The organism is Pseudoruegeria sp. HB172150 (assembly GCF_013184805.1).
Classification (GTDB): Bacteria; Pseudomonadota; Alphaproteobacteria; order Rhodobacterales; family Rhodobacteraceae; genus Psychromarinibacter.
This window is the reverse complement of sequence record NZ_JAATNG010000001.1, coordinates 2,405,781-2,419,322: the sequence shown is the minus strand read 5'-3', so window position 1 is coordinate 2,419,322 and position 13,542 is coordinate 2,405,781. Positions and strand designations below refer to the sequence as shown.

9 protein-coding genes and 1 tRNA gene are annotated in these 13,542 nt (G+C 60.4%); 7 read left to right on the top strand and 3 right to left on the bottom strand.

Going from position 1 to position 13,542, the window contains the following annotated elements:
- Nucleotides 1–81: 81 nt before the first annotated feature.
- Both HCO70_RS11520 and HCO70_RS11515 read left to right on the top strand, forming a co-directional pair.
- Nucleotides 82–2,220, top strand: a complete 2,139-nt coding sequence (locus HCO70_RS11520; RefSeq protein WP_216665332.1) for a TonB-dependent receptor — start codon at nucleotides 82–84, stop codon at nucleotides 2,218–2,220.
- 10 nt (nucleotides 2,221–2,230) lie between these two features.
- Nucleotides 2,231–3,268, top strand: a complete 1,038-nt coding sequence (locus HCO70_RS11515) for a siderophore-interacting protein (RefSeq protein WP_172295984.1) — start codon at nucleotides 2,231–2,233, stop codon at nucleotides 3,266–3,268.
- Nucleotides 3,269–3,598: 330 nt separating this feature from the next.
- On the opposite strand, the gene HCO70_RS11510 is transcribed toward HCO70_RS11515, so the two are convergent.
- Nucleotides 3,599–3,672: transfer RNA gene (locus tag HCO70_RS11510), tRNA-Cys, on the bottom strand.
- Nucleotides 3,673–3,849: 177 nt separating this feature from the next.
- On the opposite strand from HCO70_RS11510, the gene HCO70_RS11505 reads away from it, so the two are divergent.
- The 4 genes from HCO70_RS11505 to HCO70_RS11490 all read left to right on the top strand — a co-directional run bounded on the left by HCO70_RS11505 (nucleotide 3,850) and on the right by HCO70_RS11490 (nucleotide 10,830).
- Nucleotides 3,850–7,044, top strand: a complete 3,195-nt coding sequence (locus HCO70_RS11505) for a methyl-accepting chemotaxis protein (RefSeq protein ID WP_172295982.1) — start codon at nucleotides 3,850–3,852, stop codon at nucleotides 7,042–7,044.
- A gap of 306 nt (nucleotides 7,045–7,350) precedes the next feature.
- The gene (locus HCO70_RS11500) at nucleotides 7,351–8,004 is read left to right on the top strand and encodes a protein-L-isoaspartate O-methyltransferase (protein WP_172295980.1); all 654 of its coding nucleotides are present in this window, start codon (nucleotides 7,351–7,353) and stop codon (nucleotides 8,002–8,004) included.
- A 41-nt stretch (nucleotides 8,005–8,045) separates the two neighbouring features.
- A complete protein-coding gene (locus HCO70_RS11495; protein ID WP_253913248.1) occupies nucleotides 8,046–9,404 on the top strand; it encodes a TolC family outer membrane protein in 1,359 nt (452 codons plus the stop codon).
- Nucleotides 9,405–9,480: 76 nt separating this feature from the next.
- Entirely contained in the window at nucleotides 9,481–10,830 is a 1,350-nt protein-coding gene (locus tag HCO70_RS11490; RefSeq protein ID WP_172295978.1) for a hypothetical protein, read from the top strand.
- Here the strand turns inward: HCO70_RS11490 and HCO70_RS11485 are convergent.
- Both HCO70_RS11485 and HCO70_RS11480 read right to left on the bottom strand, forming a co-directional pair.
- Entirely contained in the window at nucleotides 10,827–12,290 is a 1,464-nt protein-coding gene (locus HCO70_RS11485; protein ID WP_172295976.1) for a cobyric acid synthase, read from the bottom strand. The genes HCO70_RS11490 and HCO70_RS11485 overlap by 4 nt on opposite strands.
- Nucleotides 12,291–12,429: 139 nt before the next feature.
- Nucleotides 12,430–12,759, bottom strand: a complete 330-nt coding sequence (locus HCO70_RS11480) for a DUF6280 family protein (protein WP_172295974.1) — start codon at nucleotides 12,757–12,759, stop codon at nucleotides 12,430–12,432.
- Between the two features lie 218 nt (nucleotides 12,760–12,977).
- Between HCO70_RS11480 and efp the strand changes: the two genes are divergently transcribed.
- Nucleotides 12,978–13,541 (top strand): elongation factor P, encoded by a 564-nt coding sequence (gene efp, locus HCO70_RS11475; RefSeq protein WP_172295972.1) that lies wholly within the window; start codon nucleotides 12,978–12,980, stop codon nucleotides 13,539–13,541.
- Nucleotide 13,542 lies beyond the last annotated feature (1 nt).

The window sequence follows — 13,542 nt, the reverse complement described above, 5'->3', positions numbered from 1 at the left end:
ATTATCAACCAGCCAGCCAGACCGCTAGCAATTGGACGTCATCTAAGGGGGAACGTCATGCGGTCAGTGAAATCGGCTGCCATGCTTTCGTATGGAATTTCGGCGCTTACAACCGGTGCGGCACTTGCTCAGAGCGGGGATGCAGAGTTCCTGGGCGTAGTCTATCTCTACGGCGACCGGTCGGCCAGCGTCATCGAGGACTCGACCGCCTCTGTCGCGGTTCTGGACGAAGAGGCGCTGGACACGCCCGCTCTGTTCACGTTTCAGGACGTCTTTGGCAAGGTCGCCAACGTCATGCCCGGACCGACCGTGGAGAGCGGTTTCGTCATTCGGGGCATCAACTCCGAGGGACAAACCCCGGGCGGAATAGGCGCCCCGCTGGCGACGCTGTATGTCGATGGCGCACCGCAGACTGTGGAATCCGCGCGCCGAGGCTTTCGCGGCCTTTTTGACGTTGAGCAGGTCGAGATCTACCGCGGCCCGACCTCAACGCTCACTGGGCGTGCGGGCCTGGCGGGCGCGGTCTATCTGCGCACGGTCGAGCCGGATTTTGAGAAATCGGGCCACATCCAGCTGACCTACGGCGAAAACAACCACCGCCAGGTCGGCATCGCATTCGGCGACGGTCTTAGTGAAACACTGGCCTACCGGATCAGTGGTGAGTGGTCGGCCAAGGACACTGACATCAACTATCCGTCCTACGAGAAATACGCGCTGTACGACGATTTCTCGACCGACGAGTATTACAATATCCGTGGCCGGCTGCTGTGGCTGCCAACCGGAAGCGAGGCGACCAAGGTGCTGTTAAGCTACGGTCACTCCTTTGACAGTCCCTACAAGAACTCTGTCGTTGGGCCGGCCTGGACGGGCCCATTGTCTGTCAGCTACGACGACATGCGCGGCGACTCCTACGGGGAGCTACTGCCGACATTCTACAACTCGCTAGGTGTTTATCTCCTGCCTCTATTTGCGGAAGTACGTGAAACCACAACAGACTCCGCCAGCATCGAAGTCACGCACGAGGTCAGCGACTTCCTCAAGTTCACCGCCCAGACAGGCTGGACCAGTTCCCTGACCGACCGCCGCTCGATTAACGTCGGCACGGATCCGTCTCTCTATATCGACTTCGGCGAGTTCCTGGAGGGCCAAGGCGAATTCAAGCAAGAGATCTTCTCGCAGGAATTCCGCCTGAACTATGACGACGGCGCAGGAATGCGATGGGTCGCTGGGGTTTATGGCGCGCTCGAGAACAACTCCAGCTGGCGCGACTACCAGCAACTGACCTTCGACCAGTCGCGGAACACCTCGGACGTCACCAACCTGGCCGCCTTCGGCGAGATCACATATGAATTCGCTCCCGGCTGGAGCGTGATCGCCGGCGGCCGGGTCGACTATTACAAGCAGGAGCAGACGGCGCTCTTCTCGTCCGATTTCGTCACGATCACCGATACCGAGACCACGTTCGAAGACACCGTCTTCATTCCCAAGATCGGCCTCGCCTATGAGTTTGCCAACGATCAGACAGTTTCGCTGGTCTACCAGGAAGGGTATCGTCCGGGCGGCGCGGGTGTCCGCGCATCCGACGGCGCCTATTTCAGCTATGATGCGGAAACGGCCCGCAATCTGGAACTGACCCATCGCGGCACGCTCATGGACGGCGCGTTGACCGTGTCAACCTCGGTCTTCTACCAGGACTGGGACAACCAGCAGGTCGAAATCTATGCCGAGTCTGGCAACCCGGTGTCGGGCTATATCGCCAACGCCGGGAAGTCGGAAAGCTTTGGTGCGGAACTGGAACTGGACTATGCCTACAACGATCGGTTGAACCTGTTCGCCTCGGCGGGCCTGCTGCATACAGAGTTCACCGATTTCGTTCTTCCCAGTATCGATTACACCGGCGAAAGCTTCCCGGGCGCGCCGGAACAGTCGTTGACGCTAGGCTATCGCTGGGGCGCCGATACGGGCTGGTTCCACGGCGCCACGGTTACCCATGTCGGTCAGTTCCTGTCGACGCTGTCGCAAGACAGTTTGCCGATCATGAATGACAGCTACACTTTGGTGGATCTGCAGGCCGGCTATGCCTGGGACCAGGCGTCGCTTACGGTCTATGCCAACAACGTGCTGGACGAGGGGTACTTCGTCAACGAGAGCGGTCCCGGCTCTCAGGCTGTGCTGGGCGACCGGCGCGAGATCGGGGTACGGCTGGACTATCGGTTCTGAGGCATCACGCATGGCGGGGATGGAATTCCGGGAATCGGCGCGCCTTGGCGGAATTGCATATGCCGCTCTGGCGGCGGCCGTGCGCCACGGCGCTGGCGTGCGCGGGCTTCAGACGGCTGAGACCAAGGACGGCGGACTTGCTTGTCACACGCCAATGGGCCACTTCAAGATCCACCCGGATGAAGGAGCGGTTCGACTTGAACTGAGTGCCGAGAACGGCGAGTTCCTGCAGACGCTTAAGGAAGGCCTCGTCGATCAGTTCTCTGCTGCAATGCCGGAGCTGGCTAAGAGGATCCAGTGGGACAACCCTGTCGAAGTCGGGGCCTTGCCGCCGAACTTCCGGCTCATGCAGGTGGTGTCGGTGACCCCAATATGCCGGGAATTCCTTCGTGTGCGGCTTGCAGGCAAGAACCTTGAACCGTTCTCGGGCGAGCGCATGCATTTCCGCCTTGCCCTGCCGGCATCGGGCAATCCGGAACCGGACTGGCCCCGGCTCGACGCGAATGGCCGGACGGTCTGGCCGGAAGGCGACAATCGGCTGCACCGCCCGGCCTACACAACTGTCTGGAGCGATGCCGGCAACGGGCTGCTGGATTTCGACGTGTTCATCCATGAAGGCGGTCGCGTGACCGACTGGGCAAGGTCCGCTCAGGCCGGCGCTCGGATCGGAATGATTGGTCCCGGTGGCAGCGCCACTGTTGATGCGACCAAGATGATCATCGCTGGTGACGAAACCGCATATCCGGCGATTGCACGCCAACTGGCCCACGTGAATGGCAAAGCGAAGGGAGAGGTAGCGTTGTTTTCAGCAGCGGGGTCGGACTATCCGCTTGAAGCTCCCCCCGGATTCGATGTCGCCCGGATCCCCTCATGCGAAACTGAACAAATCCACGACTGGATCAAGGCGCGGGCGACCGAGGATTGGAACGGATTCCTGTGGGTCGCTTGCGAGAAATCGGTCATTCAGCCGCTGCGCATGTACTATCGCGAGAGGCTCGGCTGGGGCGCCGACCGCACCTACCTCGCGGGCTTCTGGACGGCTATGTGAAGTTTGCACAGCGGCGCTGCCTTCGCCCGTAACAAATTGATTTTGCTTAGTGCTGGATCGGCCTTCGACTATCTCTGCGACATGAGTCTCGCTTTCGGGCAGCGGCAGGAGACGCTCAACCATTGCGTATCTGGAACCCTGCTTTTTTGACATTGACGAAGCCGCTTGTCTCGCGGACGCAGTCTGATCGCATGCCCCTGTGAGCCCTGAACCTTCTGCAGGCAAAGCGCCTTGTAGCCGAATGCAACACTAATTTTGAGCGAGATGATTTGCGGCCAGGAACTGGTCGACAGTCAACTTGACCTATACCCGATGATTAAAAGGATTTTTTGGAGGCGAGTACCGGAATCGAACCGGTGTACACGGATTTGCAATCCGCTGCGTCACCACTCCGCCAACTCGCCAGAGTGGCGTTCTGATTAGGTGGCATTTCGGACCGCGTCAAGGCGCAAACCCGGTACTCGCGGGTCACGGCTCTGTGCCCGTGGTCACTTAAACCAATCTTCATTCCTCAGTTTTAGCAAGTGGCGCGAGTCGTGCTGCCCGGCCATCCCGGCGGCACATGCAAGGAGACTACCTCGATGAGATTTCTGAACAATATCCGGATTACGATTAAGCTTCCGGTGGTCACAGTTCTGCTCGTGTCTGCCGCCGTGATCCTGTTCGGTATCTTTGTGAACCGCTTCCAGGAAACTGCGGTGATCGACGACGCGTCGGATCGTCTCGTAACAGTGCTCGACGCCAATGTGAGTATTATCGAGCGTCAGATCGCCGCGACGCAGCAGGACCTGAAACGCGCCGCAAACGAACGTACGATCATGCGTGCGGTCGCGCGGTTCAAACAGTCATGGGCGGCGCTGAACGATAATGCGGAAACGGAACTGCGCCGCCTTTACGTGGACAACAATCCGAACCCGCCGGGCGAGCGCCAGAATCTGGACAAGGCTGCGGACGACTCTCTCTATTCCACGACACATGCCGAGTTTCACGCCTATTTCCGCGACCGCCTGAATGACTTCGGGTATCACGACATCCTGATTCTCGATGAGGCCGGCAACGTCCTCTACTCTGTTCAGAAGAACGATGATTTCGGCAGCAATGTGCTGGAAGGACCGCTCGGCGACTCCTCTCTCTCGCGCGCATTTCGCGAAACCATGGAAAGTGAAGTAGGCCAGCAGGTCTTCGAGGATTTTGAAGTGTTCGCGCCCGGCGGTGACGCTCCCGTCGCTTTTCTTGCGCAGCAAGTTCTGCTGTTCGGCAAACCTATCGGGGTGATCGCGTACGAGCTTTCCAGCGACGGACTCGATGCAATAACGCAGTCCGGCCAGGGCCTCGGTGAAACCGGGGAAATCGTGCTCGTCGGGCCGGACATGTTGTTGCGTACGAACCGGTCCGGAAGCACGTCAGAGGCGATCCTGATGGAAAGCTTCGATGGCCCTGGTGTCCAGGCTGCGCTAGCCGGCCAGTCCGGTGCCGAGTTGACAGAGAACCGGTTCGGTGTGCCGGTGGTTCGCGCATTTCGGCCGTTGGAGTTCACCGGCGCGCGCTGGGCTGCGGTGGCGGAGATGTCGCAGAGCGAGGCGCTCGCGGGCTTGGGCCGACTGCATCAGATGCTTTTTTGGGGCTGTCTTGCCGCGATCGCCACGGCCTCTGTCGCCGCTATTGCCTTCTCTGCCAGTCTCGCACGGCCCTTGCGACGGGTGACCGGTGCCATCGGCCGTATCTCAGGCGGAGATTTCGGCGTCGAGATCATCGATGCCGACCGCCACGACGAGATAGGGCATATCGCCGAAAAGCTCGATGGCTTTCGGCGAAAGCTGCGTGATGCCGAAGAGGAACGCGTGAACAGCACATTTCGTGGCGCCGCTTTCTCGGCGAGTACGGCTTGCATATTGATGCTCGATCGATCGAAAAAGGTGCGTCACGCGAACCGTGCCGTCCGAGCGTTGTTCGTTGAGAAACAAGCCGAATTCAAGCGGGGCAACGATGCATTCGATCCGGAAGCCATTCGCGGCAATCTGATTGAGAGTATTCTACCGGCCGATACTGTCGAACGGATCTCTGCCTGCTTCGAGCGGCCCGAGAGCCTGCCGGCGAAACTGAACCTTGCGCTGGGCAATCTGCGGCTAACGCTCGATCTGGCCGAGGTGCGCACCGATGCCGGCGAAGCAATCGGTTTCGTTATCGAAATGCAAGACGTGACTGCGAGCTTCCTGAACCAAGCCGTGCTGGATTCCATTGACGGTTATCAGGTTCGGGCGGAATTCTCGCTCGATCATAAGGTTTTGGATGCGAACACTGCATTCTGCGCGGTCGTCGGAAAGCCACGGGATGAAATCATGGGCCGGAACCAGGATGATTTCCTGCGGTTTGCCGGAGGCGATGACGATCTTCAGCGCCTGCGCACAGGCGAAGCGGTCTTCGGCCGTTTTTTCCTTTCCGGACCTGACGGTCGTGAGTCGATTGTCGACGGTAGCGCGAACCCCGTTAAGGACAGTGACGGCGCTATGCTGCGCTATATCCTGATCGCGACGGATGTGACCGAAGCGCAGGCCGCTATCGCGGCTGCCGACGAAGAGCGCAAGCGCCGCGCTGCGCAGCAGGCGACCGTCGTCGAGAACCTCCGCGGTGGCTTGGGAAAGCTTGCCGAAGGAGACCTGACCGCCCAGATCGCAACAACATTCTCCGAGGAGTACGAGCAGTTGCGCTCTGATTTCAACAGAGCCGTAGATCAGTTGTTGAACGCCATGCGCACCGTTGCCGAGAATGCCGAACAGATTCAGGGCGGGGCCTCGGAGATCTCCTCGGCAGCCGATGACATGTCGGCGCGCACGGAACGGCAGGCAGCGACGCTGGAGGAAACCGCTGCCGCGCTCGACCAGTTGACCACGTCGGTGCGGACCGCCGCCGAAGGTGCTGCAGAGGCAAACCGGATCGTTGAAACGGCGCGCGGGAATGCCGAAAACTCGGGTGAAGTCGTGCGGCAGGCCGTGGATGCGATGAGCGAACTGGAGGCGTCCTCCAAACAGATCTCGAAGATCACTGAAGTAATCGACGACATTGCTTATCAGACCAACCTGCTCGCACTGAACGCGGGCGTCGAGGCCGCGCGGGCCGGCGAGGCGGGCCGTGGCTTTGCCGTGGTCGCTTCCGAAGTCAGAGCCCTGGCGCAGCGGTCCTCAGAGGCCGCGCGTGAGATCAACGAACTGATCTCTTCCTCCGGCCGGCAGGTAAAACGTGGTGTCGATCTCGTCGGTCAGGCGGGCGAGGCGTTGAAGAGTATCGTAGTGGGTGTCGTCGAGATCGCGCGCCATGTCTCGGAAATCGCCGAAAGCTCTCGCGAACAGAGCGGCGGACTTGCGGAGATCAACGAAGCCGTCGGGCAACTCGACCAGGTCACGCAGCAGAACGCGGCGATGTTCGAAGAGACGACAGCCGCCGGACACTCGCTGAAGCGAGAAGCGGAAATGCTGACGACGTCAATGGCGCGGTTCAGGACCGGGACGGAAAAGCCCGCAGAGCAATCTTCCAAACCTCCTGCCGAGTTAACGGCTGCGATAGGAAAGACCCAACGCGATGTACCAGCCAAGGTATCGACAGGAGTCGAAAAGCCTGGGTCTGACGACACGCATACTTCTACGCCTCCGGGAAACAGGGCCTTGCCGAACACGGCGGCGAGTGCCCCCCGGCCAGCTGGGCGAAGGACGGTTGCCGCCGTCGCAGTGCAGGAGCCGGAGGTCGACTTCGATGACGCGGACGGCTGGAGCCATTTCTGACTGTGGCGCTTGGGTGAGATGCCGGAGCAGGGACGTCAGCACGCTAGCAGAGGCAGTCTTGCGCCAAGCGGTAGGTTGCCGGCAGCTGCTTGGTACCAGCCCGCATATAGCGGGTTTTCCGGCTGAGATTTTTTGGCCAGATCCGAACGCGACGGTGTCAAAGGGTGATTCGCTACTGTGGCATCGCTGCAAGCCTCGCCGAAGCGAAACAGACCCGGCACCCCGGTAAACCGGGCCGTGTCAGTTGTTTGCCGGAAAGACTTGTGGCAACATCCAATCGGCAGCTAAACCGAAGAGTTCAGTTAAATGACCGATGCAGGCACTAGCCGTAGGATGATGGTGGACAGTCAGGTCCGCCCGTCGGACGTGACAAAGTATCCGATAATCGAGGCAATGCTAGCAGTTCCCAGAGAACGCTTCGTGCCTGATGCGGCCCGCCAGACGGCCTACAGGGACGAGAATATTCCGCTTGCGCCCGGCCGTGTCGTATTGGCGCCGCGGACGTTGGCAAAAATGCTGGACGCGCTGGATATCCGCCCGGAAGAACTGGTGCTCGATCTGGGTTGCGGCCTTGGCTACTCCGCTGCAGTGATCGCCCGGCTGGCCCAGGCCGTGGTGGCGGTCGAGGAAGACTCTGCAATGGCAGTCGAGGCGCAGGATCTGCTGTCGGAGGCCGATGTGGACAATGTCGCGGTCGTCGAGGCCGAATTGAGCGAGGGGGCGCCGAAACACGGGCCCTATGACGTAGTTTTCGTCGAAGGGGCGGTGGAAAACATGCCGGTTAGCATTACGGATCAATTGAAAGAGGGCGGCCGCATCGCAGCGCTGTTCTCCGACGGCGGACTTGCTCAGGCCAGGCTTGGTATCAAGGCTGACGGTGCCGTTAGCTGGCGCTGGGCATTCGACGCCAGCGCTCCGGTTCTGCCCGGTTTTGCCCGCAAAGCGGAGTTCGTGCTGTGAGCTACAATACCGTGTCCCGTCGTGCCGCCTCGGCGATCCCGTTGAAACGCTTGCTCCTGGCCGCCGTCGCCGGCTGTGCCATGTTTGCAGCAACCGCGTCGGCGCGGGCAGAGACACTGACCGATGCCCTTATCGCCGCCTATAACAATTCGAACCTGCTGGAACAAAACCGCGCCCTATTGCGGGCCGCCGACGAAGATGTCGCGCAGGCCGTGGCCGAATTGCGGCCGATCCTGTCCTGGGCTCTGAGCGGTTCTTACAATGACCCGCGACCGGCATCCGACAACTACACCGCGGCGCTGCAGCTGACGGCGCAGATGACGCTGTATGATTTCGGTCGCACGCCGCTCGCAATCGAAGCGGCGAAGGAGTCTGTGTTGGCCACTCGCCATGCGCTGGTGAATGTCGAGCAGAGCGTGCTGCTGACTGCGGTCGATTCATACATGGAAGTGATCCGGGCGGCGCAGTTTGTCGATTTGCGGCGCAACAACGTGCGCCTGATCAACAGCGAGCTGGATGCGGCCCGCGAACGGTTTGAAGTGGGCGAGGTGACACGCACCGACGTCTCCATTGCAGAAGCCCGCCTGGCGGCCGCTCGGTCATCGCTGACTTCGGCCGAAGGCGACTACAACGTCGCGCGCGAAGCCTACAAGGCTGCGATCGGTCATTATCCGAACAACCTGGTCCGTCCGGCGGTTCCCCCGAAGGTGGCGAACACCCTGAATGAAGCGGAAGCGATCGCTGTGCGGGGCCACCCGCTGATCCTGCAGCGCCAGCGCGAAGTCACAGTGTCCGAGCTGAACATCGCCCGCGCCCGGGCAGAGCTGCGCCCGACCCTGGGTATCAGCGGAACGGCCTCGATCACACATGAGGACGAAGCCTCGAACAGTGCCTCGCTAAGCCTGAGCCAGACGATCTATGCCGGTGGTGCGCTCAGTTCCGCGTTGCGCCAGGCAATTGCTGTGGCCGATGGCGACCGGGCGGAACTGCTGCAATCGGTTGTCACCATCAGGCAGAATGTCGCCAATGCCTGGTCCGCGCTGAGCGTCGCCATCGCCGGTACCGCCGCCGGCCAGCGCCAGGTAACGGCAAGCCGTGTGGCATATGAAGGCGTACGGGAGGAGGCTTCGCTAGGGGCCCGCACGACGCTCGATGTGCTGGACGCCGAGCAGGAGCTTCTCGACGCCCGCGCGACACTGATCGAAGCGGAAATCCAGCAATTTGTGGCTGTCTACTCTCTGTTGTCGACGATGGGTCTTCTGACCGTCGACCATCTCAATCTGGGCATCATGACCTACGATCCAGAGGGCTATTACAACGCGGTCAAAAACGGGCCGACCCGCTATGTCAGCCCGCAGGGTGAGAAGTTGGACCGGGTCATTAAAAGCCTCGGCAAATAGTCCACACACCTCTGATAGTTGTGCGCTACCCTGTGAGCGGTTAGTATCGCTCAGAGCAGTAAAAAGGGAACGACGCATGGCAGATCCTGTGTCCAATGCCGAAATCGAGGATGTGTTGTCGTCGATCCGGAGGCTGGTTTCCGAAGAACCGTCCGGAACGAAGCGCAGGCCGACGAGTGAAGAGTTGAACGATCGGCTCGTTCTGACACCCGCGCATCGGGTGGCGGGGCGTGAGGAGGCGCCGGAAGCGGATCAATCTGAGGTTGCAAACCCCACGCCCGAGCCGGCGGCTGAGGCACCTAAATTTGCGGACCAGACGGCGGATTCGACCGCGCACCGTCAGAGGTGGGAGCCGGAAGCCGGCGACGAACCGGACCTGTCCGAGATTGCAAAGCTGGATTCCCCAGATTCGGACAAACTCGACGACGAATCCACTGACGAAGCGGATGTCGACAGCGCAGTGTCGCAGGAGCAGGCAAAAGGGTCGCTCGAGACCCGCGTCGCTGAGATCGAGGCGGCGTTGTTCCAATCCGATGACGAATGGGAACCGGACGGCAGCGAAGACGGGCTGAGCGACGAAACCCGCCCTCTGAGCCTCGACGCAAATTTCGACATGGCCGAGGCCTGGAAGCGCGAAGCGGAAGCCGACGCGGCGGATGACGCAAGCGAAGAGCAGGCGGCTGCCAGCGAGATGGGCGAGAGTGATCCCGCAGAGACAGAAGCGAATTCCGACGAAGTCGCGGACATGTCGCTTTTGAAGCTGCCGGAGTCCGACAGCATGCAGGAACAGGCCACCGAAATCGTGGATATCGATGCGCCGGAAACCGGGGCCGACGTCCACGAAACCGAAGATGCACTTGCAGAGTCTGAGACTGAGCCTGACCTAGCCGAGCATTTCGACGATAGTGAGTCCCCTGAGGCCGCAGCGGATGCGCAGGAAAGCGATGCGGACGAGACCCTGGAAAAGCCAGGTGTTGTGGCGCAGACCGAAGAGGCTGCAGAGGAAGACCTGACAGAGACCCTGACGCTTGAATCGGCCGTCGAGGATCCCGGTGCCCTGGACTGGGAAGAATGGGAGCCGGAAGAGGACAAGCCGGGACGTGTGGCTGCCGTTGGCCTGGAATCAGTCGCCAACGATCTCATTCCGGATGCCGACGAGGTTGAAGACAGCGATGCAACCGCGGAAGTAACAGATGATCCGATCGGAGCCGGCCCCGAGGCGGCAGTCGAAGACGACGAAGAAGGCGACGCATTCAGCCTCTATGGCGACGAAGCACTTCTGGATGAAGACGCTTTGCGCGACATGGTGGCCGAGATGGTCCGCGAAGAGTTGCAGGGCGAGCTAGGAGAGCGAATTACCCGCAATGTGCGGCGGCTGGTTCGGCGCGAGATCGAGCGTGCGCTGGCAATGAGGGATCTGGGTTAGGAGGCAGTCGGCACAGGGGCCGCCAGCGCCAGCAGGCGGTCAAGGTCCACCCACTTTTCCAGATGATCCGCCATGGCGTCGAGTGTCTCGTCGACGCCCGCCTCGTAGTTCAGCCCGGATCCCGCCATGCCCAATTCGGCCAGATACGTGGCGCGAAACCCGTCGGCGGCAAATATTCCATGTAGGTAGCAGCCGCGTATCCGGCCATCTGAACTCGCTGCGCCCTCCTGGCGGCCATCAATGGTCAGCCAGGCTCGTGCGCAGTCTGGCCCTTCCGTCCGGCCCAGGTGGATCTCGTAACCGTAGAGGCTGTCACCCGTATCAGTGTAAACGGCATCAACGCGCGACAGTTGCTTCTCGGGATGCATTTCGGTCGTCACATCCAGCAGGCCAAGACCTGGATAACTGCCTTGATGACCTTCAATGCCTTTCGGGTCGCGGATCTCGCGCCCAAGCATCTGATATCCACCGCAGAGGCCCAGCACATGCCCGCCGCGCCTCACATGGGCGGCAAGGTCGATATCCCAGCCCTGCGCACGAAACTGTTCGAGGTCGGCAATCGTCGACTTCGATCCGGGCAACATCACCAGTGCTGCGTCGCCGGGTAGGGCACGTCCGGGCTCGACAATCTCTACACTGAGACCGGGTTCCGCCTTCAATGGGTCGAGGTCGTCGAAATTGGCCAACCTGCCCAGGCGAGGTACGGCGACCTTCATGTTGCCGGACATACGGGAACGGATGTCCATGATGTCCTCCGCAGGCAGACGCCAGGCATCTTGGAACCAGGGGAGCACGCCCAAAGACGCCCAGCCTGTACGTTTAGAGATCTGACGCAGGCCTTCATCAAAAAGTTCAATATCGCCACGGAACTTGTTGATCATGAAGGCGGAAATCTTTTTACGATCCGCTTCGGACAAAACCGTATGCGTGCCAACGAGTTGGGCGATAACACCGCCCCGGTCGATATCGCCTATCAGAACCACGGGTACCCCGGCTGCTTCTGCAAATCCCATATTGGCGATGTCGCCTGCCCGCAGATTGATTTCGGCGGGACTTCCCGCGCCCTCGACCAGTACGAGATCGGCACTGGAGGCAATGCGATGATAGCTTTGCAATACCTTCGGCAGCAGGCTGCCCTTGGCCTTCCCATAATCGCCTGCGCGCAAAGTGGTAAAGAGCTTACCCTGAACGATCACCTGAGCGCCGGTATCGGTTTCCGGCTTCAGGAGTACAGGGTTCATGTCGCTGACCGCGTCCCGCCCTGCGGCTCGTGCTTGCAGTGCCTGGGCGCGGCCGATCTCGCCGCCGTCAGCGGTGACGGCAGCATTGTTGGACATGTTCTGCGGCTTGAATGGGGCCACTGACATGCCACGGCGTGAAAACGCCCGTGCCAGCCCGGCGACGATCAGAGACTTGCCCACATTGGAGCCCGCCCCCTGGATCATGATGGCCCTCGTCACTCTCCGTTTTTCCTTTTCCTGTCGTGCCTTTAGCGCATTCAGTTAATTCGTGGGAGGGCAGGGTAAACGTACCCCGGAAATGAAAAACGCGCGCCTACCCGGGCGCGCGTTTTTCTGGGACCTGTACGTCTGCTGTGGATCAGGCGGCTTCGGCCTGCTCCGCCAGCAACGCGGCGTTGCGACGCTCAGACTCCTCGCGGCTCAGCGCTACGGAAGTCCGCACACCCTTGGCCACGAAAGTCATCAGACCCTGAACAACACGTTCGTTCGGGTCGATACCGGCACAGCTCAGAACCTCACGCCCGTCGCGCGAACGCGCCCAACGAGCAATCTGGTCCGGACCATTGCCGTATTTCTTGTCGTCGGCGATCGCATCGTCTAGGGCTGCCAGCACGACCGCTGCGAAGAGTTTCCGCGCGCGCTGACCCTGTTCGTAGTTGAATGCGGTCCCGTCAACGAAATCAGTCATTCGTCGTCCTTCTTTTTTATTGGTCTTGTGTTTTCCGGCGTGGCGGCCACTATGGCCAGTTATATGCGATTCGGTATTTCCGATTTGGAATGCCTCCTATGCATTTGGTGCATAGCTCAGCATAGTCGGGCACAGCATTTAGTCGGCTTGTCACCCGAACATCCCGCAGATATAGGGTGCGCCGGAATGCGATCAAGTTTCTGCCATGGTTAATCCACATGCCAAAGATCAACGGTAATGAAATCCGCTCGGGAAACGTTCTGGAGCATAATGGCGGCCTCTGGGCCGCGGTCAAAGTTGACCACGTAAAGCCCGGAAAAGGCGGCGCTTTTGCGCAGGTCGAGCTGCGCAATCTGCGTAATGGTTCCAAACTGAACGAGCGGTTCCGGTCGGCCGACAAGGTCGAGCGGGTGCGGCTGGAGCAGAAAGATCAGCAGTTTCTTTACGAATCCGACGGCATGCTGGTCTTTATGGACAGTGAATCCTACGAGCAGATCGAGCTTCCGGCCGAGATTCTGGGGGAACGGCGTCCATTCCTCCAGGACGGCATGATGGTGCAGATCGAGTACTACGAGGCCGAGGCGCTCAACGCGACGCTTCCGCAAAAGGTCACCTGCAAGATCGTCGAGACCGAACCGGTGGTGAAGGGCCAGACGGCAGCCAACTCTTTCAAGCCCGCTGTCCTGGACAACGGCGTGCGGGTCATGGTGCCGCCATTCGTCGGACCGGATGAGGACATCATCGTCAACACCGAAACGATGGAATACTCCGAACGCGCCTGAT

Bases quoted from the DNA above. Each gene is read 5' to 3' on its own strand.
- HCO70_RS11515 (WP_172295984.1), top strand. From the start codon at position 2,231: ATGGCGGGGATGGAATTCCGGGAATCGGCGCGCCTTGGCGGAATTGCA.
- HCO70_RS11500 (WP_172295980.1), top strand. From the start codon at position 7,351: ATGACCGATGCAGGCACTAGCCGTAGGATGATGGTGGACAGTCAGGTC.
- HCO70_RS11505 (WP_172295982.1), top strand. From the start codon at position 3,850: ATGAGATTTCTGAACAATATCCGGATTACGATTAAGCTTCCGGTGGTC.
- HCO70_RS11480 (WP_172295974.1), bottom strand. From the start codon at position 12,759: ATGACTGATTTCGTTGACGGGACCGCATTCAACTACGAACAGGGTCAG.
- HCO70_RS11490 (WP_172295978.1), top strand. From the start codon at position 9,481: ATGGCAGATCCTGTGTCCAATGCCGAAATCGAGGATGTGTTGTCGTCG.
- HCO70_RS11520 (WP_216665332.1), top strand. From the start codon at position 82: ATGCTTTCGTATGGAATTTCGGCGCTTACAACCGGTGCGGCACTTGCT.
- efp (WP_172295972.1), top strand. From the start codon at position 12,978: ATGCCAAAGATCAACGGTAATGAAATCCGCTCGGGAAACGTTCTGGAG.